Raw genomic sequence first — 25,497 nt, 5'->3', positions numbered from 1 at the left:
TCTGCCTCAATTTGTGTGGCGCAACTATCCTGAGCTTGGAACATTCGGGAGGGATAGTCGTGATTTCAAAAAAGCACTGGTCGCCCGGGAGCGACGTTTCGGTTCAAGGCGTTAAGCGACGTGATTCCGGCGGGTGGCTTGTATCCGGTGTTTTGGCACCGAGAGGCATCTGCCCAGATTGTGGTTTGCATTCTCGGCGTCGTCACGGGTGGCGGCAAAGGCGGCTACAGGATTTACCTGCACTTGGCGACAAGGTAACAATCGCACTCTGGGTCTGCAGGTGGCGATGTCGCGCTTCCACGTGCCCGCGGCGGACTTTTTCGGACTACACCTCGTCAATTGCGCGTCCATTTGCACGTCGAACTTCGCGTGCTGATGAGATTGTAGTTCATCTGGGGCACGCCACGGGTGGACGGCCTGCCGAGCGGCTCTTGCGCCGTTTAGGCGTCGGTGTCAGCAATGACACGGTGCTGCGACACCTCAAGAAGTGTGCGGAAAGCGTCGCCCCGCCGCCAACGGTCATTGGCATCGACGATTGGAGCTGGCGCAAGTCGCAGACTTACGGAACCATCATCGTCGATCTCGAGCGGCAGACCGTAATTGATATTCTTCCGGATCGGAGCGTTGAAAGCTGTGCGAGCTGGCTGCGGCAGCACCCTGAGATTGAAGTCATCAGTCGGGATCGTTGTGGCGGATATGCGAAGGCCGCACGTCAGGGTGCACCGCAAGCCCTGCAGGTCGCAGACCGTTTCCATCTCGTCCAGAACCTGCGCCAGGCCATTGAAGAGCAGATGAATATGCATGGCCGCGCCACCGGGCGGGCGCTATTGTCAGATGCCGAAAACATCAGCACGGCCAATCATCTACTGCGATCGCGTCTTGCTCATCGGAAATCACGTGAGGAAATTTTCCGAAACATCCATGCGCTTCGTGATCAAGGGCTGTCTTGTAGCGAAATTGGACGTCGGACCGGCTTCCCGCGTCGTAGTGTGGCGAAGTGGTTGAGCTCCGACTCGCCACCAGACCGCCGCCGAGCTGCATTGAAGCCCACGTCGCCGTGGTATTTTGAGAGCATACTGGCCGATCTCTGGAAACAGGGTATCCGGTCCGGCCAGGAATTATTGGTCGAAATTCAACGCCATGGCTATGAGGGCAGCTTGTCTCATTTGCAACGTCTGCTGGCCGGATGGCGAAGGGATGAACAAACCGTTCTAGCAGGCCCGACCGACACGCCGCTGCCCCTGGCGCCTGTGCGGGACCCGCAAACCGGTCACGCCATTTCGCCGGTTGTCGCAGCGGCGCTCTGTATCAAGCCGCGACGCAAATTGACCGCAGACCAGGCCCAAAAGGTAGATGCATTGAAGGCCGGATCGCCAAGCTTTGCCACGATGCGGAGCCTTGCCATGCGGTTTCAGGGCATTTTGCGCGGCGACCAGTCCGCCCCGCTGGACGCATGGATCGACCTGGCCATTGAGACTGGCATCCCACCAATCATGCGCTTTGCCCGCACGCTGCACCGCGACATCGAGGCCGTGCGCAATGCCATCGAACTTCCGTGGAGCAACGGTCAGGCTGAGGGCCAAGTCAATCGCCTGAAGACCCTCAAGCGCGCCATGTACGGTCGCGCCGGACCAGAACTCCTCAGAGCCCGAATGCTGCCACTGCGCCACACAGATTGAGGCAGAACCGATTAAAGGGCAACGCGACAATGGAACAGAACAATATTGCTCAGGACAGCATCAAATGTTTCGTCCGGTGCAGGCAAATCTTCAACGTCAGCGACAGAAAAATTGATGTCGGGAAACTGATCTCTTGCTTGCGCAACCATTCCTTCCGAAAAATCGATGCCTTCGGCGTCAGCGCCAAGAAGTTTGGCGTTTGCTGCGACAAACCCGGGGCCGCAACCTGCGTCCAACACCTTTGCGCCAGGAAAAAGTCTTGCATGGTCCAGCAACTTCGGAATGGTCTGAAGTGTTACGCGTGCAGTGGCGTCACCATACAGCCGTGCCCGTGCTGACCATCCCTTACGTTCGCCTTCTCTAAATGCTGAAAAATCCATCATGCTTCTCCCAACCTGGTAGAAGACAACACAGTTTATTGTTGGCAGGCAACTCTAAACGGACCTTGGACAGTTGGGTATGAAGGTCTGTTTCGTCCGCCTTAGCAGCCATCTGCTCCCCAATTTTGTGCTGAGACGCGGAGAATGTCTCCTCCGAGCCCATTCCGTTGAAAAACTATTTGCTGCAACTGCAAACTTCTAAAATGTGGGGAGCTGTTCTCCGATGAGCCAATAGAGACCCGGTGTGACGTTGAAATTTCCATACTTTGGAATTTTGTTTTGCCGAAATCGGCTTCAGCGCGCTGCAGGAGGGTTTTTCAACACAATCAGCCCAAAGCGCCTGATGTTGCGCGATTCACCAGCGACGGCTTCAGCAATGAATATTAGCTGTTGCCAATCGATAAATTCAAGGAGTTGTACGGGTTGCGGGCATCAGTTTGTGCATTCGAGGTGTCACGCCTTTCCAATTTCCCGCCATCGCGGTTCTAAGGAAACCAACTTGCACAGCCCGGTTCACGATTTGGTAGTCAGTTCAACCACGCCAGATAGATTGCCATGACAATCCACACCACGACAATCTGTGCCACCATGGCAATAATCAGAAACTTTGTCCGGTTGTAGTCTTTTTTTACATCGATCTTTTTCATTGGTGAATACTCCAGTTTGCAGGACCGTGCTGTCTTTTACATATGTGGAGCTGAACCGAATACAAGCGACAAGAATGCAATGCTGCCATGCCCGATTCGTCCTGCAAAGCCGGCCTCAGTGCTCGATGCAGCTAATGGCAGGAACGAACCCTTCCACGACATTCGACGGCGCTTGAATTCCGGCTCACGACCAAGGCGGCCTCGTTTGTTCAGTTTAAGTAGCGCGCTCGTCTTTGGGGGATCCCATCACGATGTAGGACGTGATTGCATTGACATGGGATTGGGTGCCCAAGACCTCCGTATGGAAGCGCTTGTATTCTAAAAGATCGGCGCTCTCGACGCGCAGGAGATACTCGAAAGACCCAGCTACATTATGGCACTCGACGACTTCTGGCGCGACTGACATGGCGCGCTCGAAACCTTCCTGTGCCGCCTTTGTATGGGAGGAGAGGCCGACCATGACGTAGGCGGCAAAGCCCCGCCCCATCCGCTCGGGGCTGGTCACGACCCTGTAGCCCCGGATCACTCCGGTTCGCTCGAGTTCCTGAACTCGTCTCAGGCACGCCGAGGGAGAAAGGCTGACCCGTTCAGCCAGAGCGACATTGCTGATCCTTCCGTCACGCCGCAGCTCGCGCAATATTTTCTGGTCTATAGCATCCATGGAGCGACAATCGTTGTGCATATAGACCTGAGAGTAGGATATCAGATGACATATTGCGACCTCTTCCCGCTATTGTTGCACCCAAGCAATATAGAGAGCACGACCCATGAGTTTCGCTATCCTGACCGCCCTTCTGGGCTTCGCATTTGTCGCGACCGTTACGCCTGGGCCGAACAACCTGATGCTGATGGCATCCGGCGCGAACTTCGGCTTCCGCCGGACCCTGCCGCACATGCTCGGCATCGTCGGAGGCGTGTCGGTCATGGCTCTCCTTGTAGGTGCGGGGCTAATGGCGTTGTTCGACGCAGTGCCCGCCCTGAACCTGGTGCTGAAGGTCGTCTCCGTCGGCTACCTGCTCTGGCTTGCATTCAAGATCGCCACGGCCGCTCCGGTGGAGGAGCGCGACGCGGCCGGCCGTCCGATGACCTTTCTTCAAGCGGCGACGTTCCAGTGGGTGAACCCCAAGGCATGGGCCATGTGCCTGTCCGCCATCACGCTTTACGCGCCAGACCGTTCGCTTCTGTCGGTCGCCATCGTGGCCGGTGCGTTCGCGCTCGTCTGCTTTCCGGCGATCTTGGTCTGGGCATGGCTTGGGACTGTGGTCCGACAATGGCTGTCGAACACCACCCGACTCAGGGTCTTTAACATCACAATGGCGGCTTTGCTTGTGGCATCGCTCTATCCCGTGCTCGGCCTTGGAACCTAAACAGGGACGTTGTCCGGCTTGGTTCCAGCAAGGTGCGATTGAATTGGCTGTAGAGTTGCTGTTGAGGTCCGCTTTGTCCGCAGTGCGAACCTTGGCGTGTTGGGCCGCAAACGTCCGGAGTGAGCCCATTCTGACGAACAGGCAGCTCGACCATCTCGCAGCCGCAGCAAAATCAGTCGTGAGAGACCGGCCCATATGTATGTACCGGCTGCTGTTCGCAAATGATTTCTCGCATGTTCTCGGAAGTCGCTCATATGTATCCGGCCTACTGATCGACACGCGGGTCGTGGCCTTGTTGGGGTTACGCACGCGCCGTGATCTCATTACCGGCAAGGTCCATGATGACCGTTTGGGCCGTCAGACTCTGGGGGCGTAATCGTTCCGTTCCATGCTTTCTTTCAGTCGCGAACTCCTTTGGATTGCCTCGGTGTATTAGACGCCGATGGCAATCTCGTCTCTGTTGGCGTCGAACGCCGTCTTATTCCGCAAGATACTCCAAGCCATGCGCGCCAGCTTGTTGGCCAGAGCGACCGCCAGTTTGTTGCGATTCATCCGTTCCGCCGCTTTGGCGAGCCAATCCCCAAAGCTGAAGTCTGGCCATCTATTTGTGCGCATCAGAATGACTTTTGCGGCCTGAACGAAGAGCATCCGCAAGTATCGACTGCCCCGTTTGGTGATGCGCCCAAGGACCGTTCGCCCGCCTGTGCTGAACTGTCGAGGCGCAAGCCCAACCCAAGCGGCGAAGTCGCGGCCTCGGCCAAACGCCTCCCCCGTGCCAATGGCAGCAACCATCGCCGTCGAAATCATCGGGCCAATGCCGGGAATAGTCATGACATTTACGCAGTTCTCTTCGGTTCGACTGATCAACTCAATCTCTTTGGAGACGGTTTCGATCCGATCATCAAGCCAGAGCCAATCACCGTAAAGCCCAATCAGGATGGTCCGCATGCGCGGCGATATCTCATCCTTTCGCTCTTCCAGGATCGTCTCGAATGAGTTCTTCAGAGCCCGCAAACCTTTGCGAACCGTAATGCCCTGTTCGATCAGGAATGCGCGGATCTGGTTGATCGTCGCCGTGCGTCGCGACACGAGCCGTGACCGAACGCGATGTAGCGCCTGCAAGTCGAGCTGTTCTTGGCTCTTCTCGGGGACAACCGGCAGATTGGGTCGCAATGCTGCTTCAGCTATCGCCTCCGCGTCGTTGTAGTCATTCTTCTGTCCTTTGGTGAACGGCTTCACGTAGATCGCGGGAATGATCCGCGGTTCGAAGCCCATCTTGCGGAGCGTTCGGCTGACAAAATGAGCGCTGAGGCACGCCTCCATGCCGACCACGCAACGGGGCAGTTTCTCAAACGTCGCAACAAGCGCCAATCGTTTGATCTGCTTGCGCATCACCAATTGCCCGTCGGGGTCGAATGCCACGATGTGGAATGTGTCTTTGCCAATATCGATGCCAATCGACATCAGCTCATCAATTGAGTCCTTCGCCATGCTACTTCTCCTGTGTGCAGAAATAGGCAAAGCCTAACCTGCTGGGTGAAGCAGCCGGTACATCCCATTACCGGCCGTTCATGACCGCCACGCGCTGCGGCATGGCTTTACCAAATCGGCCATTCGCTAATTCTACAATGCCGCGCGAGAAAAACCTTTCGCCAAGATTACGCTGCGGTCTCGGAAACACCCATACATTGCATGGATAATTAAGCCGAAAGACGTGCGCATGCGGACACCTGCCCTCCGAGTTGCGCCTCGCTAAACTGTGCCTTCCCCATCTGCGCACAGAGATTGTGTGTAAACAACGGTATGTGCTGGCGGCCAAGTCTTGATATCGGATACCCAGTCAAGACATGCGAGGGTCCGATGATATCAAACACAACCGCCAGCTACGGGCGCGTCGCCCGATTGCTCCATTGGAGCATCGCGCTCCTGGTGCTGGCAGACATAGCGCTTGGGTTGATCGGGAAGTTCACGCCACGCAGTGGCGATACCGTGGCCTTCCTTCAGCTGTTGTATTCGAGCCATAAGACGATCGGCGTAACTGTTTTGGCTCTGGCTGTGTTACGGGTAATCTGGGCAATCTCGCAACCGCGTCCCGTGCCTCTCCATCCCGAACGGCGCCTTGAAACCTTTGCCGCCGAAACTGCGCATTGGGTGCTTTACGCTGCCATCTTCGTGCTCCCGCTTTCCGGCTGGCTGATCCATTCGGCCGAAGTGGGCTTCGCGCCGATCTGGTGGCCCTTCCCCCAGAGCTTGCCGTTTATTCCAGAATCGGAGCGCCTTGCCGGTGCGGCAGCCAATGTTCACTGGATTGCAGGGATCGTTTTAGCAACGATGATCGCGGCGCATATTGGCGGCGCAATCAAACACGCGCTGATTGACCGCGATGGCACCTTGGCCCGCATGTGGAACGGGCGGGCTGCCGGCAAGGCGGCCACTCACCCCGGCAAGGGGGCCTCCGTTTTCGCCGCGATAGGGTTCTGGACCTTTGCAATCGGCGGCGCCCTGACCGTGTTTGCCCCTACTCACAACGTGGAAGCCGCGTCACAATTGCCTGCCCATCAGACTGGAGGCTGGGTCGTGCAGGAAGGCAGCCTGTCGATCACGATCACGCAGATGGGGGCAAAGGTCACTGGCGGCTTTGCCAATTGGCAGGCCGAGATCGAGTATGATGAAGAAACCGGAACAGGCACCGTGAAGACGGTGATCGATACAACCTCCCTCACACTGGGGTCCGTGACGGACCAGGCGAAAGGCCCCGAGTTCTTCGATGTCGCCGCCCATGATACCGCCGTGTTTCAGGGCGACATTGTACAAAGTGACGGACCTAAGCACCGCGCATCAGGCACCCTGACATTGGTCGGGCAGACCGTTCCCGTCACGCTCGACTTCGATCTCGAGGTGTCAGCCGGCACGGCCATGGTTTCGGGTGGCACGGCTCTGGACCGTCGTGATTTCGGCATGGGAACAGCCTATCCGGACGAAAGCTCTGTCGGGTTTTCCGTAGAGGTCCGGATTGAACTGGTGGCGACAAAGGCGGAATAGGCTCTGCGCCATCGAGACAGATAAGGGCCGCGCGAGGGATTGCGCGTCCCTTTTGGTTGATAGTTAGGATCCGATTATTCAGCGGGGACCATTGCTTCGATCGAGATATCGATCGCGACCTCATCCCCGACAAACGGAGCGAACTGGCCCATGTCGAAATCCGAGCGCAGCAGCGTGGTTGTCGCGTCAAACCCGGCCCAGGGGCGATTTTCCATCGGATGATCGCCCAACTGGTTCAGTGTGGCGTCCAAAACGACTGACTTCGTAATGCCGTTCATGGTCAGGTCGCCGGTGATCGTGCCGGTCTCTTCGCCGGTTACTTCGATCGACGTTGAGGTGAATGTCACCAAGGGATTCGCTTCGGCGCCGAAGAAATCTTCGCTCAGAAAATGCTCTTCGCGTGCAGGCCAGCCGGTGATGAGGCTCTTGGCAGGAAAGGAAACAGAGACGCTCGATGCCGCCGGGTCTTCTTGGTCCAGCTCGATGCTGCCCTCGAACCCGGAGAATATGCCTGTCGTGGTCGAGAAACCCAAGTGGTTATAGCTGAACACGATCTGGCTATGTGACGGATCGAGCACATAGGTCATCGTTTCGCCCTGCGCTGCGGTCGCGAGCGTTGCGCCCATTGCCGTCGTAAGAAGGAAGTTTTTCATCTAAATCAATTTCTCCGTTTGAGATGCATTCGTCACGCCAGTTGCACCTAATTCAGGCGCAAAAATGCGCAATTCCCTACCTTCAAACACACTCTGTGCGATATCGAACAGCCGACGGCGTATTGTTCAGGCATCGCAAAGATGGCGCCTCAAACGATCCCTAAAGTCTTCAATAGATTGGGCGATTGCCTCTGGATTGTCGCGCAATATACCGATCCCAGCGTGGTGGAACTCCTGCGACCGGGTTGAATGGCTGTTTGTGAAAGAATGGCAATGAAGAGCATAGAGCGGCTCGCTCTTCCGCAAGGGCTATCGGGAATGTATGGCCATCTCTTCATTGCCGCGCTCAGTAACTTGCTGAAATGGAACCATCCCACCAATGCCTTAGAAAAGCATCACTTTCAGTCCTAAGCCCTTTCGTCAATTCCGCAGCAGATGTCCGGAGGCCGCTATGAGCGTGGGCAGACCATACTTGGGGACTTGGGGAGCAGATTGCTCCGGGGGTGCCAAGCTGCCCAGATTCGGCGCTCATCTGTTGGAACTATAACAGGTTATGAACATGGCCAATCAGGCTTCCTTCAGACCGAGTGCCTTGATCTGAAAGTCGAGTAAGAACTTTGGCCAGAAGAGAAAGGTCTTCACCAGGGCGAGCCACATGCCTCCGCAAAGATTCCGGCCGAGCCATATAGTCGTCGCTTTCCGGTATGAAGAATCAGAAAAAGTTTGAGTTCCCCCGAAGCGGAGCTACTCCAAGAACATCAAACTGAAGCCCTTGCGCGATGTCCGGCAAGTTACCGACCAGACGTCACGCACAGCTTTCCATCAATGCCATCCGGGACGATATCTCGTCCCGTTTGGCGCGTCCGTGCGACCCTGACTTTATCCGATGCAATAAGAGAGCATGCCGCCGTCAGTCTTCTGTCACCAAGAGGACGCCGCTCCTTCCGAAGGCCGGGCGATCCGCATGACGCGATGGTTTTCCAAAGGTCGCCTTATCTTTCGCTGGGTGTGCTCAGGATTTCACCGACCTTGAGGGCGCGCATTGGACTCCCTTCAATCTTAAGTTTGCGCAGCATGAAAGCCTTTGCTGGATCCAGCACGCCGTGAGCGATGTCGCGGAACACCGAAGCCGCAGCGCGCAGCGTGATATCCGCCTCCTGCATTCTCTCAGTCGCCCCGGACTCGTCTACATAGAGGGTGCCGAGATCGGGCATCTCAATGCGCACGCAACCTCTTATGCGTCCGCGGGCGCGCGTCGTGATCAGTTCGGCCATCTCATTCAGCGTGGTCACAAGTCTCGTTCCTTTTTAAGTTGCATTACCGCACTGTCTTAGGCGGCTGTGAGTCCTTTTGAGAACAAAATCGCGATAGTCATTCAATAACATCTTCACTTTATAGAAGGTAGGAAAGCCTTACTTTCGCTTCAGTGAACAACAGGCCGTCCCGAGGGCGGCGAAGCTAAGGAGAATGCAATGCGTATTGCAGTTATTGGAAACGGAAACGTCGGCTCCGGGCTTGCCCAGGTGCTGGGCCAGGCTGGTCACACGGTCTCGACCATCGGCCGCAACGAGGATCTCTCCGCCGCCGTCTTCCGGTTCTGAATCCAAATCCGCATATTGCAGAAAGCTATGGCTTACCCTCGAATGCAAGAGCATTTGATTTCAGATCGTCCGGCGTGAATCTGAAAATCGTCATCTCGTCTACGCTATAAGCGCCAAGGCTTCTGTAAAATTCTATAGTGGGCTTATTCCAGTCCAGAACCCCCCATTCCATCATCTGGCAGTTTCGCTGTAGAGCAAGAGAACAAAGATACCCCATAATGATCTTGCCAAGACCTTGATGGCGAACTTTCGTATCCACGAAGAACCCGTCGATATAGATCCCGGCCCGTCCGGTAAACGCTGATGATTTCTGACAAAAGTAGGCGAAGCCGGCAATTTCTCCCCTGTAGTATCCAAACAGCGCTTCGCCCAATTTTTCATTCAGAAGCCGCCTGATCTGCGGCTCAGTTGCCGTGATCTTGTCGGACATCTTTTGATAGGCACCAAGTTTTTTCATGTAGTCTACAACCATCCCCGCATCATCCGCAGAAGCGTGGCGGATCATGAAATTTGGATTGGATGTCCTTACTTTCTGCACAGTGACATTCTCCCATACGTGTGTTTGCAAGGGTAGATGTCCTGCTCGTCTCTGCAAGCCAGAACATGTCCGCAAGGTTCGCCGAACTGAAATCGTCTCAAGCGCAGCGAACTTCCGCTCTCCGCCCTCCTTACAGGATGCTGCGTAAGCGAAGCCAAGGATAATACTCGCAGCAGATGGCGCAAAGCCCCACCTACCAGGCCTTGCGAAAATGCGAAGCGACAGGGTGTAGTTAACACTATTACCAATAGTGTTAAGGTCGGCGCATGCCAAACTCGTGACACGGTAGGGTAGGGGGCCGAAAATAGCTTCGTTGTTTAACAGAATTCCTGTAACCTGTTAAATATGAGTGAAATGCGCCTCCATGACACCGCCGGAAACCGGCTCTATCTCAACGCCGAAGAGCGCGCCGCCTTTCTGGCCGTAGCGCGGCGAAAGCCCGCCCGCGACCGGACACTTTGTGAAACGCTTCTTTTTACAGGCTGCCGTCCATCAGAGCTGCTCGAGATCACCCCGGCCCGCGTGGACCTGTCGGGTGGGACGATAGCCATCCGCAGTCTCAAGAAGCGCAAGGATACGTCTGGCAGCTCGAAGATCGTCTATAGGACCGTCCCGGTGCCGCCGGACTACTTGGACACCCTCAACACCGCCCATGGCATCAGGGAAGCTCAGAAAACGCGCAAGCAGTCGGCGACACCGATCTGGCCACTCAGCCGCGTCCGCGTCTGGCAAATTGTAAAAGGCATTATGATCGAGGCTGGGATACCGGACGCGCCACACCGCAGCCCGAAGGGCTTGCGCCATGGGTTCGGGATAAACGCCACGGTGAACGGCATTCCGCTGCACATGCTGCAAAAGTGGATGGGCCATGCGCAACTCAGCACAACTGCGATCTATGCCGATGCCGTAGGTAAAGAAGAACAAGACATCGCTGCCAGAATGTGGGGGTAGCGGCATGGTTTTGACACGGATCGACAACTCAAAGAACGAACGCCGGTTCTACCGGATGGATATCACGCCCGGTCTCTTTGGAGACTGGGGACTTGTTCGCGAGTGGGGCCGGATAGGGCGCGGCGGTCAAGTCCGTACGGACTGGTTTGCCAGTAAAGCAGAAGCCCAAGATGCACGCTTTGAGTTGCACATGGCGAAGGCAAAGCGCGGCTACGAGTAGTCGGCCAAAAACCGGCCAAAACCGAGGAAGTTTCGCCCTGGACCGGTCATCCTATACCCTGTCTGCCAATGATGCGTTGCAATGGCTCAGTCGCCGCCGGGGTTTCATCCCTAATGCCACTGCAACATCGCCTGATCGCCAACGCATCGCGATCTCCGAGACGCTTGCCGATGTGTCGATCCCGTTTTCCACGGCCGCTTAGGATTCAGTAGGCGAAGCAAGTATCATTTGGTATCTGTGTTTTCTCCCGACCTTTTCTGTTTTTTGCGATCGTTTAGCATGCGCGCCACGATTGGTGCTCCAAGTATCACGAAAACAATGCGGGTTAAGTGATGCGCGATCACGTATCCTAAATCGGCTCCCGCCACGATTGCCAGCACGGTCATTTCAGCTTGCCCGCCGGGAGCGAACGCAAGGAAGGCATCCACGCCGTGCGCCAAACCGACAAGAGTTACGACGTAAGAAAGAATGGCTGCCAACACCGACAACAGGACAACATATGCCGCCCCTGCGACTACATCGCGGCTGAGCTCGCGCCAAGTAACGCCGACAAAGTAGACGCCGATCCCCAAACCTATGAAAAATTGGGCAAACAAGATTCCTTCGGCTGGGGGGCGCCCATGGATCACGCCGGTGACTGACAGAGTCGCCGTCACGATCATTGGTCCGAGGATTGAGGCGCCAAACAGGCCCAACCACTCGCCCCCCTTCCACCCGATAAGAGCGGCCATTGCCATTATGACCAGTTCAGACAGGGCGAACTCGCTGGCTGGGACCCCAATCGGGTTGCTTAGCGTTTGACCATAGAGCGTAGTCAGAAAGATTGGCGCCAGTGTTACGATGAACAGCACCCGTGTCGCGTGGATCAAGGACAAGGCGCGCGGATTGGCCCCAGCTTCGATACCGAAGATCACCATGTCCTGCAAACCGCCTGGCATAGCCGCGTAATAAGCTGTGGGAGCATCGAACCCCCAGACGCGGCGGAAGAACGGCACGCCCACGAGTCCGATCACTCCGACAAAGATCGGAACGAGTGCGACCGATAGCGCCATCTCTGGAATTCTTCCCACGACTGCGGGTGTGATCGAGCTACCGATAGCGACCCCTAAAATTGTTCGCGCTGCGACGGAGATCTGACCGAAGCCGGCCATCGGGAGGCCTGCCAGCGCTGCGGCCAAACATGCGAACATAGGCCCAAACAGAAACGGGAGTGGCAAACCGAAAAGCCAGAATGCTGTTGTTCCCCCAGCCGCCGCTGAAAAGGTCAATGTTCGTCGGCCCATCATCGTCACATTCGTGTTGCCTATCGTAGTTGACCGTAGGAACGTTCCTCAGCCGATGTGTAAATGTTTGGAGAAAGTAAGAATGTAGGCGCAATACAAACCACGCAGTCGACATGGGCGACCAAGCGGATGTGTATCTTTCCTCCGCTTAATCTTATAGTGACCAGACTACAAACAGCACACCAACCCCCAGTAGCAGCGTCTCGGACAGCACCAGTAGGGCCGCGCCTCTGCCTACGCTTGCGATTTTTCCGATAGATGTTTTTAGGCCCACCGCGGCGATTGCAACGACCAAGGCCCATTTGGAGAGTGTGCCCGCGAGCTCACTTATCACAAAGGGCAGGATTTCTAAGGATGCGATACCGCTTGCCAGCAGGAAACAGACAAAAAACCAAGGAAGCAAAGGGGGACGTTGTCCTGCATCTCCATCTGTTTCACCCCGGTTTCGGGTCAGTAGCGCTATCGCGATCAAGACAGGCGCCAGCATAGCAACACGCATGAGTTTCACCAGCGTTGCTGTCTCCCCAACCTCGGGTGATACGGAAAACCCCGCACCAACCACCTGCGCCACGTCGTGTATTGAGACGCCGATGAAGACACTGGTGTCTCGAGCCCCGAGCTCAAGAAATGTAGCCAGCACCGGGTAGAGGATCATTGCTACGGTCGATAGTATCGTAACGGATGCGACAGTGAAAACCAGTTGTTCGTCCGATCTTTCATCTTTGGGAAGAACCGCTGCAATTGCGACGGCTGCAGATGCACCACAGATCGCCACAGCACCGCCTGATAACACCCCAAAACGCCAATTATGGCCAAAAAATCGCGCGAGAATTATTCCGGAACAGATGGTCAATATTACTGCAATGACTACAAGCGCCACCACGGACCAGCCAAGTTCGGCAACCATTCCAAGACTGACACGAAACCCCAATAGAGCTACACCAAGGCGCAGAAGGGAGCTCGAAGCGAAGCCAATTCCGTCTCGACAAGGCCCGTCCTCACTAAGGAAATTTAGAACCATGCCGAAGAGTAGCGCCATCAGCATCACTGGCGCTCCATAATGGTCTGAAATAAACTGAGCGGCGAGTGCTACAAGTATTGCTACGCTCAATCCAGGAGCTAAATTTGAAATCGGGATAAAACGTCTACGAAGTGCTGACCTGCTTAGGCTTCCCAAACGTGTGCGAGATGTGGAATCACTACGGCATTTTTCGGTCTCGACTACCATCAACGAATAGCCTTTGCCCGTGCAAGCAACGACTTCGACATCTCCAAATGCAGGCGCTCCACCATTTTACCATCAACATTGATCACGCCCTTGCCGGCAGCTTCTTCTTTTGCGAAAGCATCAACGATCCGTTGTGCGACCGCGATCTCAGTGTCTGTGGGCGAAAATGCCCTGTGACAGCGCTCGATCTGCTGAGGATGAATCAGCGTCTTTCCTGTCATGCCGAGCGCGCGACCTTGCGAGGCTTCTTCAGAGAACCCAGAACCGTCGGAAAAATCGTTGAACACTCCGTCAAGCACAGCCAAGCCATGAGCCTTGGCCGCAGCAACAATATGAAGCAGCCAAGGTATCAGATATCGTCGGTCTTGGCCTGGTTGTAGGTCTGTATCCTTCACCAAATCGTTGGTTCCAATCACAAAACCCTGAAGCTGTGGATAGCGCGTCGCGCACGCTGCGATCTGTTGGCAATTTAAAATTGATGCCGGCGTTTCGATCATCAGCCAGAGGCTCGTTTCCACGTTCTTCTCAACACTATTGAGGTCAGTGACAACGGCATCGACATCGGCGGTGGTATTGATCTTTGGGACCAACACGGCGTCCGGTGAGCACTGCGCTACAACGCTTAGGTCTGCCTTCCAATCTACAGTATCCTTTCCATTGATACGCAATATTACCTCTCGATCACCATACCCCCCCCGACGGATCGCCTCTGATACAGTAACGCGAGCTTCAGCTCTTACGTCTGGGGATACGCTGTCTTCCAAGTCCAAGATCAGCATATCAGCTGGCAAGCTTCGGCCTTTTTCGAGTGCTCGAGAATTTGCAGCTGGCATGTAGAGTGCTGAACGGCGCAGTGATATTTTCATTAGATTTCCTCTTGCATGTTGCGACGGCGCAAGCGTCCGATTAGCGGCAGGGTGAGCACCACAAGGGCAACAATCAGAAGGGTCGCCGCGATAGGTTTGTCGACAAAGTAGGACAGATCCCCCGAAGAGGTCCGCATGCCGCGACGAAAATTAGATTCGACTAAATCACCCAAGACCAGCGCCAGCACAATTGGGGCGGGATGGATCCCCACTTTTCTCATTACGAACCCGGCGATGCCGAAAATGACGGTAATGTAAATTGCGAAGATGCTGTTAGTGGCGGCATAGCTACCCAGCAAAGAGATAGAGGCTACGCAGGTTGCCACAACTCCCCGTGGGATTAGCGTAACACGGGCCCAAAGCTGCGCCCCGAACAGACCAAGGGCGGCCATAAGCGGAGCACCGATAAGTAGCGCCAGAAAAATACTGTATGGAATTTCGGGATTTTCAATAAATAAGAAAGGTCCAGGCTGCAGCCCTTGGATAGTCAATCCCCCAATCAGGACAGCAGCACTGGCAGAACCTGGGATTCCCAGCGTAAGCAGAGGTGCCAGTGCACCGCAAACGGAGGCATTGTTGGCGCTCTCCGAAGCGACGACACCCTCTGGATTCCCTCTCCCGAACGAGCTCTTTTTCTTTGAAAGGTTGCGCGCCACGCCGTAGCTGACCAAGGAAGCAATTGAAGATCCCGCACCGGGAATTACCCCAATGAAATAGCCAAGTACTGAACCTTGCAACATCGTGCGGAAATGCTTGAATACAGAACGTATCTTTGGAACGACCAGTCGTTCGACAGAGTGTAGCTTGGTCGCGCCTCGTGATTCCTCGATCAGTACAAAAACTTCGGACAAGGCAAATAAGCCGATCAGCGCTGGTAGGAATGGAATGCCGTCAATGAGGGAGTACGTGATAACGTATCGCTGTTTGCCCTCAATGGGGTCGATGCCGACAGTAGTTATAAGTAAACCCAAAAAAAGCCCAATCAGCGCATGCAGCATACCGCCTGTAGAAAGAGCGGAGATCAAGCTGAGGCCGACCACGCCAAGGGCGAAGTATTCGGCGGGGCCGAAGGCAAGCGCCCAGTTGGCCATTGCCTGTGCGGTGAAAATTAAGAAGATGACTGCAATTACGGCACCCACGCCCGAGCTCACGACCGACAACGTTAGGGCCAGACCCGCTTCTCCGCGCTCCCGCATTGGAAAGCCATCGAAGGCTGTCACGGCAGCGGCCGGTTGACCTGGTGCATTGACCAAGATGGCTGGAATCGCGGCTGCAAAGTCGGCGGCCATGTAGATAGTAACCAACATCACCATAGCCGGAACTGGTTCCATCCCGAATGTGAAAGGAATAAGCAGCGCCATACCCATCGACGATGATAAACCCGGCAAAGCGCCGACAAAATATCCGATGAAGATGCCTGCAACCAGTGCAAATGCCGTGTTTAGATTCAGCATTAGAAAGAAAGCGGACGTTAAATTCTCAAGCATCAAGGTACCTCATGGCATCGGGGTGCGCAGGATCATTTGAAACACCACGCGAGCGACAAACAGTACAGTGACTAAGTTTATCACGATTAACATTGGACTTCGGACCCGCGCTGCCCAGCCAAAGATGATTAGCCATGGTACAATCAGGACATAGTATCCCAGCATGCCAACCAGGGGCGGGAATGCGATTAAAAGCACTATCGCAATCACTACTGCGCGTGGCCGCTTCAGGGTGATGCTGACATTGGGAGGCGCGCGCAAAGCATAGATAATTGCAAGCGCTGTGGTAAAAATCAACAATAGAGACAGCGCTTTGGGGAACGTGCTTGCGCCCACAACGTCCCCTGATCGACTTCCAATATTGAGACTGCCGGCGAAGAAAAATAGCCCAACAATCAAAATTATGAGAAGGACCACCGTTTCTGCAATCCGTCGCGAGACGGTAAGGGTTTTGACAGCGACACCCTCTAAGGGGGGTGTCGCCTCGCTTGGATTTTTTGACATGGGTTCCGCCAATCAGTTAGCCATACCAAGCTTCGTCAACCAGTCTTCCGTTGTGAGCGCTTGCTTATTGGCGAAGTTCTGGAACTGCTCAGGTCCTTGGAAGCCGGCGTTCAGCCCGGCGTCGTTCATGAACTTTCGAAAGTCGTCAGTTTCCATCAGCGTATTCACCGCATCACACAACTCTTCGCGGACTTCCAGGGGAGTGCCGGCCGGCGTGATGATGCCGCGAAACTGCTGCCAATCGTTATCAACCTCGTAACCTTGATCGCTGAAAGGTACTGCGCTCGGCATCAATTCGGGCGCAGCATCAGAAAGAATTCCAATGACTTTCAAGGCGCCGCTTTCGACGTGTTGGCTGGTTAGATCAACGTAGCCAATAGCCAAGTCATTGTGCCCTCCGAGAGCCGCGACGATCCCATCCTTGATCGAGTCGTAGGGTATCCACGCTACCTCACCGTTCATGCCCGCGGCTTCTTCGATGATCTTCCAAGCGATATGACCGCCTGACCCCTCACTACCGAAACCGGCAATGGAGAGGCTGCCTGGATTAGAAGTCGCGGCCTCGGCCAAATCAGCCAAATTGTCGATATCACTGTCCCCCGGGACGACCAGAAGGTATGGGTCCACCACCATACGGCAGGCCCACTCAACGTCATTAACGGCATAGTCTCCCGTGTTCAGAAACATTCCGATGTGCGATGCTGTTACTGATCCAAAAACTGAGCCGTCGGCGGGCTTCCGGGTTAGGATTGCCATTTGGCTCGCGCCGCTACCACCACTTCGATTTTCCACCGAGATGGTCGCACCCATTATGTCTTCCAGACCAGCCGCAGTTTTCCGAGCAAGTACGTCGGTAGCCCCTCCAGGCGTTACGTGCAGGATGTAATCGATTCGCTTGTGAGGGTAATCCTGAGCTTGTGCCGCTCCTGCGGCTATAATTCCGGCTGCGACTAAACCGTATGGGACTCTCATCAAGACGCTCAGCGCTTTATTCATGGCCATTTCACTCCTCCCTGAAGTTTAAAACCTACTAATGCTCATTATCGTAAGCTAAACGTAGTAGCTAAAGCAACTACTGAAATATCTTGACAGTAGTAGCTATGACAACTACTAAGCGGTAGTTGCATACGATACTAAGCATTTAAACAGGAAACCGAATTTGATGACTGCGTCCAGATTGTTCACAAGTGAGTCAGTTTCGGATGGGCATCCGGATAAGATTTGCGATCAGGTCTCGGATGCGCTTCTCGACAACCTGCTACAACGCGACCCTGATGCTCGAGCCGGCTTGGAGTGCTTGTGCGCGAAAGACTTCATGATCATCGCAGGTGAAATGCGTAGTAGAGAAGAAATGGATGCGGATACGATCGCAACCATTGCCCGTGATACGATCCGCGAGATCGGATACGTTTTTGACGGCTTCAATGCTGACACCCTTACAATAGATACAAGGGTGCAGCCACAATCCTTGGATATCGCCCTTGGAGTAGATGCTGGGAGCCGGGAGAGCGAGGGAGCGGGGGATCAGGGCATGATGTTCGGTTTTGCCTGTAATGAGACCAATTCCTTCATGCCTGCGGCGATCGACATATCCCACCGCATCGTCCGGCGCCTCTCCGAACGACGCAGAGCCGGGCAGCTATTAGGGCTGTTGCCCGATGCCAAGTCACAAGTCACTCTATTGTATGATGAAAACGGCCCGGTGCGATGCGACACGGTTTTGGTGTCGTGCCATCATGAAGAGCGGCTAAGCACCGCCGATGTTACCGACATGCTGCTACCCGAAATCCGAGCAGCGGTGCCCGAAGCCTTGTTGGATGAGGATACTCGCTTTCTCATCAATCCTACTGGGCGCTTTGTAATCGGTGGCCCAGAAAGCGACACAGGGCTAACTGGCCGCAAGATCGTTGTTGATACCTATGGCGGATCGGCATTGCACGGGGGGGGAGCCTTTTCGGGGAAGGACCCGACGAAGGTGGACCGCTCAGCCGCATATGCAGCGCGGTATCTTGCCAAGAATGTTGTGGCTGCGGGTCTCGCTGCACGTTGTCAAATCCAGATTGCCTACGCAATCGGGGTGCCGGAGCCTGTGTCTGTTTCGGTGGAAACGCAGGGTACTGCGCAAGTGGACGAACGCGAGATAGCAGCGGCTCTACTCCGCTTGGTAGACCTGCGCCCGCGCGGCATCATTCAGCATCTCAATCTCGCCCGTCCGATATACCGCCCGACGGCTACTTTTGGACATTTCGGTCGCGATCCCGGAAAAGGCGGCACATTCACTTGGGAAAAAACAGATCTTGTCGATACCTTGAGGAGTGAATTGGCATGAGTATTGTCGTCCGAGTAACTTTTCGACGCCTAAAGCTCCCTTTAGTAAAACCGTACCGGTTATCTTATCGTACATTTCACGAATTCGAGCCTTATGTCATTGAGATTGAGGATAGCGACGGCCGTGTGGGGTATGGAGCTGCACATATATCCCCGGGTTCAAGCAGTGAAACCCGCGAGGGGGGGCTGGCTTATCTGAAGCACCGTCTACCTCGACTAATCGGTCTAAAAACGCCACAGGCGAAAGCTCTAATGCTCGCCCAGTATCAAGAAAGTAAGGTCGCCACCACTGCGGTAGTCACTGCTCTGGAAGTGCTCGAAGCTATGCCTGTGTTGAACCGCAAAGCGCCAGCGACCCTGCCGCTCTTAGTTCCCGTAAGCGCTCTGGACCAAGCAGGAATCGAGACCGAGGTGGAAACTGCCATCGCCGCGGGTTTCCGCACGTTAAAGATTAAGGTGGGGCAAAATGTCGATACGGACGCCACTCGCGTAGGATGGATCCAGAATGCTGTAGCAGGCCGCGCCACTCTACGCATCGATGCCAATCGAGCCTATGATCGGGAAGCGGCTATTGCGTTCGTGCGAAAGGTTGACCCTGACGGCATCGTGCTTTTCGAACAACCATGCGAGGCTGATCAGTGGGATGATAATGCGGCGGTCGCTGTGGCTTCGGATATTCCACTCATGCTCGATGAGCCGATTAGCACACTGGAAGATATCGAGCGTGCGGCAGAGATTCCCGGCGTTGCGTTCTGTAAGGTTAAGCTCAAACGGCTCGGTAGTGTTGCCCGGCTTATAGAAGGTATTCAACACATTCAGGCGCATGGCATGCAGGCAGTTTTAGGCGATGGCCTGGGATGCGATCTACACGCTTGGTTTGAAGCGTGTGTTGCAGCTGACCACATTGATAACGCAGGGGAATTCAATGGTTGGCTCAAGCTGCGAGATAGGCTGTTCACGCGACCGCTCGTTTTCGAAAATGGTAGTATGACGGTTCCCGCAGGTCCTTGTCCCGGAGTTGACCGCGAGCGTCTGGCAGCTGCGTCCACCCTCACAATCACATATGACAAAAAACAGTACAAGGGGATCACTGATGTCGCATGAAAACCGACTACGGGAACTTGATCGGCGGCGGGCCGATGCGCGTCGAATGGGCGGAGAGGAAAAACTCGCTCGCCGCGCGGAAAAGGGCGATCTGAACGCCGAGCAGCGGCTGGCCGCGCTTGTGGACGACGACAGCTTCATCGAGACAGGACTTCTGGGGGCGTCAGCATTTTCCGACGAAGACGCAGCAAAAACTCCGCGTGACGGCAAGATCACCGGATTCGGCAGAATCGACGGGCGCGACGTCGGCGTCGTGGTGAACGACTTCACCACTAAAGGCGCCTCCACTGGGGCGACTAATTCCAAGAAGATGGGATACATTCGTTCCGCTTGCGTCGCCCGCGGAATGCCATTTGTGCATGTCGGCGAAAGCACTGGTGCGCGCTTGCCTGACGCAATGGGATCCAAGGGCATGGGGCAGCTTCTTGGTAATGATACTTCACAGTTCCGACGCAAGCGTGAAGTGCCCTACGTAGCGGCGGCCCTGAATACGTCGTTCGGATCATCCGCATGGATGTGCTGCATGGCTGACTTCTCCGTAATGAAGAAGGGATCAATCATGTCGGTGTCTTCTCCACGGCTGGTGTCGATGGCCATTGGAGAGGCAGTAGATGTCGAGGCACTGGGTGGATGGCGTCTTCACGCTGAGCAGACAGGATTGATTGATCATTTCGTTGATACCGACGAAGAGGCTATGCTGGCAATTCGAGCATTCCTCTCCTACATGCCCAGTCACAACAAAGAGCTTCCGCCAGAGGCCGCAGTTCCTGAAGGCTCTGGCGACGATCAGGAACGGATTCTTGAAATCCTTCCGGAAAAACGAACACAAGTTTACAACATGAAAAAGATCATCGAAGTGATCTTTGACAATGATAGCTATCTTGAAATCAAACCGCGGTTTGGAAAGTCCCTAACCGTGGGGCTTGCGCGACTTGATGGTAAAGTGGTGGGCGTCATTGCCAACAACCCGAACGTAGGCGGGGGGGCACTTTCGGTGGAGGCGTGTCGCAAAGCCGTAGATTTTACTGTGATGTGCGACAGCTTCAACATCCCAATTGTACGTTTAATGGATACACCTGGCTTCGTCGTTGGTACCGAGGCCGAACGGCGTGCGGCTCCTGGTTGGATTATGAATTTCATGAATACCGCCTGTCTGACTACCGTACCTTCGGTTACGGTGATGTGCCGAAAAGCCTACGGACGGGCCTACGTTGCTATGGGCGGCGGCGCACACAACGACGCCATGATCGCGTGGCCTACAGCTGAAGTTAGCTTTATGGATCCGGTCTTCGCTACCACCATCGTGCACAATAAAACACCCGAGGACGAGGGGTTTGAAGAAGCTCTCGCGGACATTCAGAAAGATTTAGAAGTCTGGGACATGGCGCGGATCGCTACTGTTCAGGATGTAGTCAAACCACAAGAGACCCGCGAGCGTTTGATCAGGATGTTCGAGGTGCACCGACGCCGTCTCTCGGGGGGGATCGGCGATCACCTAATGAGCACATGGCCTACCAGCTACTGACCCGGAGACAAAAGATGAAAGATCAGGTTCTGAATGATGCGGTTGCCGCCGGCCGGGCTGCACTGAACGAAAGCGAAGGTAAGGCCCTTCTGGCAGCGCATGGCATTCGCGTGCCTGGGTCGGTGGTGGTGGGAACGCCGGAGGAAGTAACCGGCGCCATCGCAGGTATGACCGGCCCTTTTGTTGCGAAAGTGATGTCGCCCGACATCCTGCACAAATCCGATGCGGGTGGCGTGACCTTAGACCTCCCTGATGCCGCTGCAATCGAGGCGGCCATCCGCGCTATGTCGAGCGCACCAATGATTGCTAAAGCCCGCTGCGACGGATGGCTGGTCGAAGAGATGGTGCCTCAGGGTTTGGAGGTGGTTATCGGCGGCCTGCGTGATCCACAGTTTGGCCAAATGCTTATGGTAGGACTTGGGGGGATTTTTGTTGAAGTTTTGCAGGACGTGGCGTTTGGCCTCTGTCCGATTTCGAAGACAGACGCGCGCCACATGGTTGAAGGCCTAAAAGGCTACAAGATTTTGTCCGGAGTGCGCGGACAGTCAGGAGTGAATATCGACGCGCTGGTCGAGTTGATGCTGAAGGTTGGCGGTGTTGACGGGCTTCTGATGTCAGGCGCCGACACCATCGCTGAACTTGATCTGAATCCGGTTCTGGTTACGCAGGACGCAGCAATCGCAGTAGATGCACGCTTCATCCTTGGCGCCGATACAGTGGTTAGAGCTCGACCGATTCCTGACCCAGAACTAAGTCAAACGAAACGTCTGACACCGCTGTTTCAGCCGAAGTCGGTGGCCGTTTTAGGTGCCTCGACAAATCATACTGCCATCGCGAATACTTTCATTCGGCGAATGAAGGATTATGGATATAAGGGAGAAATATATCCGATCCACCCGAAGGCGAACGAGGTGGAAGGGCTACAAGCATATCCCGATCTGGCATCCACGCCCACGCCCATCGATTATGCGTATGTTGCAATAGGAGCAGACCGGATTCCGGGTGCGTTGGCCGCAGCCCGTGGAAATTGTAGGATTGCGCAGGTCATATCTTCGGGATTCGCTGAAATTGAAGGAGGGCAAGATCTTGAGAATGACTTGGTTGAAAAGGCTCACGCTGGTGGCGTCCGCGTACTGGGTCCCAACTGTTTAGGCACTTATTCACCGCGAGGCGGGCTGACTTTCCCTGTTGGTGCACCGAAGGATGTCGGCACAATCGGTGTGGTGTCTCAATCGGGCGGGTTGTCAACTGATATTATCAAACGGGGCCAATGGCGCGGCCTTCGCTTTTCCGGCCTCGTAACTATGGGCAATAGTTGTGACCTAACACCTACCGATTTGCTGGAGTTCTACTTCGACGATCCTCAAACTCGAGCCGTGGGGCTTTACATTGAAGATATTAAAGACGGCCGGGAATTCTTCGAGCTACTTCGCTCAGCGAAAGCCACAAAGCCGGTCGTGATTTTGAAAGGCGGACGCTCTTCACAGGGTCGTTTGGCGGCCGCTTCGCATACTGGTGCGCTGGCGGGAGATGATCGCGCATGGCACGCTCTGACTCAACAAACAGCGGCTGTAATGGTACCACACGTGAATGCTTTCCTCGACACCCTTCTGGCACTCCAAAGTTTCACTCTAAATCCTTCGAAACCCACCCAAACCGTTGCTCTGTTCGGAAACGGGGGCGGATCGAGTGTTTTGGGTTCAGACGCCTTCGCTGAGGTCGACCTCGATGTGTCCCCCTTCGACACGCAGACACGTAAACATCTCGACGCCTTGGGCTTCCCCCCCGGAACTTCTGTCGTCAATCCAGTCGATACGCCGGTGCGTACTCTGCAAGAGAAGGACGGCTGGGTTGCAGGAGAAATTCTGGATATCATATATGAGTACGCCAAACCGCAAGCAGTTGCTATGCACTTGAACCTTGCCGCTTTTGTCGGTCGCGGCGACGTAGATCCAGTAAACAACCTGTTCTCGGTTGTGGAGGATTTGCAAAGCAAGCACCCCGGGAAGGCTCATTTTTCTCTCGCCTTGCGCAGCGACGGCTCGGCTGAGCTGGAAGACGCTAAACGTGCTTATAAGGAGCGCGCTCGCGAAATAGGTGTCCCAATATACGACGAGATACCGGAGATGGCTGCTGCCTTGGCAAATGTGGCGCATCTGGAACGACGGATGGCAGAAAAGCTATGAACGATGTATATTGGGCGTCGAAAATTGGCGCCCTTTATACATTGGTGCCTGTCCTGTGCTTAAAGGATTCGAACTGCTCGGGCGTATAGCTGCGACCACGCAGCTTCAACAGGTGTGGACCGAACGCTTCGTCGATCTGATCTTTAAATTGCATAAAGATTTCCGACATATAGTAATCATGGCGAATAAGAGAGAGTGCCATCTTAACTACTGCTTGGTTCTGAGTGTAGGCTGCTCGGATACCGTCGCTTTCGTTGGCAGTCAGCATTTCGTCGTGATCCACGGTGATTGTAAATAGGTTGTCCGCCGTCCCCATTCGAACTCCGCTGCCTTCGTGAACATAGACCTCGCATTTTTCATTTAACAAAAACTCATTGGCATCATCGCCAAACAGAATGATCCGTAAGTTAACGTTGCGTTCTGTTGTCGCCGTTGCGAGTGCGTCTTTATGGGGTCGAATTACTTCAGGGCCCGCTTTGATCCAAATCACCTCGCGGGCATTATCAATCATACTGGACAGTTTTGCGTCTATCTCCGGCCCCCCTTCGAGGTTCCAGACATAGTCATCGACTTTAGGAGCGCTAACTTGGGTTAGGTGTTCAGCAAGTTCTTCGCAGGTCGTTTTTGTGCGAGTGGCAATAGTCGATAAAAGCTCCCGTGGATCCCGTGCAACGTAGCGTGCTGGATTGTCGCTGACGGGCATCGCCGCACCGCGATCGACCAGGGACGCCAGCGCGGAATAGGAGTTCGGCCGCGGTACGCCTGAAGTCTTGGCAAGCTCGTAGGCGGTGGAGGGCGCAGCTCCAATTAAACTGACATAGATCCGTGCCTCATATTCAGAGAAGCCAAGTGATTTCAACTCAGGGATCGAATGTCTCATAGCATCGGAAGGTCGTATGGGCATTTAGTATCCACTCCTTGGTCTCTAACAATTGCTCTATGATCGTACCCGTTCCGCCGAAGATGGCGAACAGCGATCTGGTGCGACTGATGAAGAGCCGCTCGCCTCGCAGTGCGCAATTATTGGATGCGAGACTATTATTTGACCGGCAACTGCGCTATCGCCTAAGATATCGTATTTAATGACTTGGAAGCGCGTCGCTAATCCAATCGATGCGTGCCGATAGTGACTTAGTAGCCGCCCGTCAACAAAAGTGACAATATATTCAGGCCTTCTCATCTTACTTATCGCAAGATAACCCGATGACCGTTAAATGGATGTGGCCTTCTGCGCCCAGGACAAAGTGCATTTTTTTAACGCCCTGCGTCCCGGCGGTGAGACTGCTCTTGCCCGAATAATGTCACGGCCTACCAGAGGCCGCGACGGGTGGCGAGCGAAGACATGTCACACTCCGCGCGATATCTTTTTGCCGAAGTATACTACCATGCCTACGATTGTAGCCTTCACCAAGTCCCCTAACAGGAATGGCAAAATGCCTGCGAATAGGGCGCTCTTAAAGCCGACGAAGCTGGACAGCCACAGTGATCCGGGAACATAGATCGCTAAGGTTGAAAGAAGAAGGTATAAGCTTAGCATTGGGGCGGAACGGGTCATACCTCGATCTGAAGCCCAGCCCAGTAGGCTCGCCGCGAATAAGAAGCCAAGGAGGTAGCCACCAGTAGGACCCAGCAAGTGCGGCATGCCCCCGCCAGCCGCGAAAACTGGCATCCCGAATGCACCTTGCGCAAGGTAAAGCAGAAGCGTCGTAGTCGCTAATCGGCCGCCGTAGCTGATTCCGATGAAGAGTACGGCAAGTGTCTGAAGCGTCATCGGAACCGGCCACATCGGGACAGTGATCTGAGCAGATATTGCGAGCAAGATCGTGCCAGCTACTACCAATGCAATGTTGCGGCTTAGATCTGAAAAACCTGCCCAAATAGTAATAGGGGTTGTAGTCATCGTTCGCT

Annotated in this window: 24 protein-coding genes; 10 read left to right on the top strand and 14 right to left on the bottom strand. The window is 54.8% G+C overall.

The features are described 5' to 3' along the window. Positions 1-152: 152 nt before the first annotated feature. Positions 153-1,679, top strand: coding sequence for an ISL3 family transposase (locus tag R1T45_RS00540; RefSeq protein ID WP_082033403.1), 1,527 nt, complete (start codon positions 153-155; stop codon positions 1,677-1,679). A gap of 11 nt (positions 1,680-1,690) precedes the next feature. On the opposite strand, the gene R1T45_RS00535 is transcribed toward R1T45_RS00540, so the two are convergent. Next, positions 1,691-2,062 (bottom strand): class I SAM-dependent methyltransferase, encoded by a 372-nt coding sequence (locus R1T45_RS00535; protein ID WP_317388930.1) that lies wholly within the window; start codon positions 2,060-2,062, stop codon positions 1,691-1,693. A gap of 858 nt (positions 2,063-2,920) precedes the next feature. Beyond that, the gene (locus R1T45_RS00530; RefSeq protein WP_088664981.1) at positions 2,921-3,367 is read right to left on the bottom strand and encodes an Lrp/AsnC family transcriptional regulator; all 447 of its coding nucleotides are present in this window, start codon (positions 3,365-3,367) and stop codon (positions 2,921-2,923) included. 106 nt (positions 3,368-3,473) lie between these two features. On the opposite strand from R1T45_RS00530, the gene R1T45_RS00525 reads away from it, so the two are divergent. Then, positions 3,474-4,073, top strand: a complete 600-nt coding sequence (locus R1T45_RS00525) for a LysE family translocator (RefSeq protein ID WP_317388929.1) — start codon at positions 3,474-3,476, stop codon at positions 4,071-4,073. 432 nt (positions 4,074-4,505) lie between these two features. Here the strand turns inward: R1T45_RS00525 and R1T45_RS00520 are convergent, their stop codons facing one another. After that, positions 4,506-5,564 carry an IS110 family transposase gene (locus R1T45_RS00520; protein ID WP_317388928.1) on the bottom strand — a complete coding sequence of 353 codons (1,059 nt, stop codon included), beginning with the start codon at positions 5,562-5,564 and terminating at the stop codon, positions 4,506-4,508. Positions 5,565-5,933: 369 nt separating this feature from the next. Here R1T45_RS00520 and R1T45_RS00515 point away from each other — a divergent pair, with 369 nt between their 5' ends. Then, positions 5,934-7,115: a cytochrome b/b6 domain-containing protein gene (locus tag R1T45_RS00515; protein ID WP_317388927.1), complete on the top strand. Its 1,182-nt coding sequence runs from the start codon at positions 5,934-5,936 to the stop codon at positions 7,113-7,115. A gap of 74 nt (positions 7,116-7,189) precedes the next feature. Here R1T45_RS00515 and R1T45_RS00510 read toward each other — a convergent pair whose 3' ends face one another. Both R1T45_RS00510 and R1T45_RS00505 read right to left on the bottom strand, forming a co-directional pair. Further along, positions 7,190-7,768 carry a YceI family protein gene (locus R1T45_RS00510; protein WP_317388926.1) on the bottom strand — a complete coding sequence of 193 codons (579 nt, stop codon included), beginning with the start codon at positions 7,766-7,768 and terminating at the stop codon, positions 7,190-7,192. Between the two features lie 992 nt (positions 7,769-8,760). Next, positions 8,761-9,060: an SCP2 sterol-binding domain-containing protein gene (locus R1T45_RS00505; protein ID WP_317388925.1), complete on the bottom strand. Its 300-nt coding sequence runs from the start codon at positions 9,058-9,060 to the stop codon at positions 8,761-8,763. 180 nt (positions 9,061-9,240) lie between these two features. Between R1T45_RS00505 and R1T45_RS00500 the strand changes: the two genes are divergently transcribed. After that, positions 9,241-9,369, top strand: coding sequence for an NAD(P)-binding domain-containing protein (locus R1T45_RS00500; RefSeq protein ID WP_317388924.1), 129 nt, complete (start codon positions 9,241-9,243; stop codon positions 9,367-9,369). A gap of 25 nt (positions 9,370-9,394) precedes the next feature. On the opposite strand, the gene R1T45_RS00495 is transcribed toward R1T45_RS00500, so the two are convergent. Continuing rightward, complete coding sequence (locus tag R1T45_RS00495; protein WP_317388923.1) at positions 9,395-9,937, bottom strand: GNAT family N-acetyltransferase; 543 nt, start codon at positions 9,935-9,937, stop codon at positions 9,395-9,397. 315 nt (positions 9,938-10,252) lie between these two features. Between R1T45_RS00495 and R1T45_RS00490 the strand changes: the two genes are divergently transcribed. Then, on the top strand, positions 10,253-10,858 hold the full coding sequence (locus R1T45_RS00490) for a tyrosine-type recombinase/integrase (RefSeq protein WP_317388922.1): 606 nt from the start codon (positions 10,253-10,255) through the stop codon (positions 10,856-10,858). Between the two features lie 4 nt (positions 10,859-10,862). Further along, on the top strand, positions 10,863-11,078 hold the full coding sequence (locus R1T45_RS00485) for a WGR domain-containing protein (RefSeq protein ID WP_317388921.1): 216 nt from the start codon (positions 10,863-10,865) through the stop codon (positions 11,076-11,078). Between the two features lie 224 nt (positions 11,079-11,302). Here the strand turns inward: R1T45_RS00485 and R1T45_RS00480 are convergent, their stop codons facing one another. From R1T45_RS00480 to R1T45_RS00455, 6 genes are all read right to left on the bottom strand, one after another. Next, the gene (locus R1T45_RS00480) at positions 11,303-12,364 is read right to left on the bottom strand and encodes an AbrB family transcriptional regulator (RefSeq protein ID WP_317388944.1); all 1,062 of its coding nucleotides are present in this window, start codon (positions 12,362-12,364) and stop codon (positions 11,303-11,305) included. A gap of 151 nt (positions 12,365-12,515) precedes the next feature. Next, entirely contained in the window at positions 12,516-13,472 is a 957-nt protein-coding gene (locus R1T45_RS00475) for a YeiH family protein (RefSeq protein WP_317388920.1), read from the bottom strand. A 116-nt stretch (positions 13,473-13,588) separates the two neighbouring features. Further along, complete coding sequence (locus tag R1T45_RS00470; RefSeq protein WP_317388919.1) at positions 13,589-14,455, bottom strand: CoA ester lyase; 867 nt, start codon at positions 14,453-14,455, stop codon at positions 13,589-13,591. Further along, a complete protein-coding gene (locus tag R1T45_RS00465) occupies positions 14,455-15,942 on the bottom strand; it encodes a tripartite tricarboxylate transporter permease (RefSeq protein WP_317388918.1) in 1,488 nt (495 codons plus the stop codon). The genes R1T45_RS00470 and R1T45_RS00465 overlap by 1 nt, the downstream gene beginning before the upstream one ends. Positions 15,943-15,951: 9 nt before the next feature. After that, the gene (locus R1T45_RS00460; RefSeq protein WP_317388917.1) at positions 15,952-16,446 is read right to left on the bottom strand and encodes a tripartite tricarboxylate transporter TctB family protein; all 495 of its coding nucleotides are present in this window, start codon (positions 16,444-16,446) and stop codon (positions 15,952-15,954) included. Positions 16,447-16,458: 12 nt separating this feature from the next. Beyond that, positions 16,459-17,448 (bottom strand): tripartite tricarboxylate transporter substrate binding protein, encoded by a 990-nt coding sequence (locus R1T45_RS00455; protein WP_317388916.1) that lies wholly within the window; start codon positions 17,446-17,448, stop codon positions 16,459-16,461. Positions 17,449-17,605: 157 nt separating this feature from the next. On the opposite strand from R1T45_RS00455, the gene metK reads away from it, so the two are divergent. Genes metK through R1T45_RS00435 form a run of 4 tightly spaced genes read left to right on the top strand, consistent with a single transcriptional unit; the run spans position 17,606 to position 23,589 of the window. Further along, positions 17,606-18,775, top strand: a complete 1,170-nt coding sequence (gene metK, locus R1T45_RS00450) for a methionine adenosyltransferase (RefSeq protein ID WP_411041096.1) — start codon at positions 17,606-17,608, stop codon at positions 18,773-18,775. Then, complete coding sequence (locus R1T45_RS00445) at positions 18,772-19,878, top strand: mandelate racemase/muconate lactonizing enzyme family protein (RefSeq protein ID WP_317388914.1); 1,107 nt, start codon at positions 18,772-18,774, stop codon at positions 19,876-19,878. The genes metK and R1T45_RS00445 overlap by 4 nt, the downstream gene beginning before the upstream one ends. Next, positions 19,868-21,403, top strand: a complete 1,536-nt coding sequence (locus tag R1T45_RS00440) for an acyl-CoA carboxylase subunit beta (protein ID WP_317388913.1) — start codon at positions 19,868-19,870, stop codon at positions 21,401-21,403. The genes R1T45_RS00445 and R1T45_RS00440 overlap by 11 nt, the downstream gene beginning before the upstream one ends. Positions 21,404-21,417: 14 nt before the next feature. After that, on the top strand, positions 21,418-23,589 hold the full coding sequence (locus R1T45_RS00435; protein WP_317388912.1) for an acetate--CoA ligase family protein: 2,172 nt from the start codon (positions 21,418-21,420) through the stop codon (positions 23,587-23,589). A 34-nt stretch (positions 23,590-23,623) separates the two neighbouring features. Here the strand turns inward: R1T45_RS00435 and R1T45_RS00430 are convergent, their stop codons facing one another. Next, positions 23,624-24,493 carry a TrmB family transcriptional regulator gene (locus R1T45_RS00430; protein ID WP_317388911.1) on the bottom strand — a complete coding sequence of 290 codons (870 nt, stop codon included), beginning with the start codon at positions 24,491-24,493 and terminating at the stop codon, positions 23,624-23,626. A gap of 441 nt (positions 24,494-24,934) precedes the next feature. After that, positions 24,935-25,489, bottom strand: coding sequence for a biotin transporter BioY (locus R1T45_RS00425; protein ID WP_317388910.1), 555 nt, complete (start codon positions 25,487-25,489; stop codon positions 24,935-24,937). Between the last annotated feature and the right edge of the window lie 8 nt (positions 25,490-25,497).

This window comes from Sulfitobacter sp. LC.270.F.C4 (genome assembly GCF_032922545.1).
In the GTDB taxonomy this organism is placed as follows: domain Bacteria; phylum Pseudomonadota; class Alphaproteobacteria; order Rhodobacterales; family Rhodobacteraceae; genus Sulfitobacter; species Sulfitobacter profundi.
This window is presented reverse-complemented; position numbering and strand designations above follow the sequence as displayed.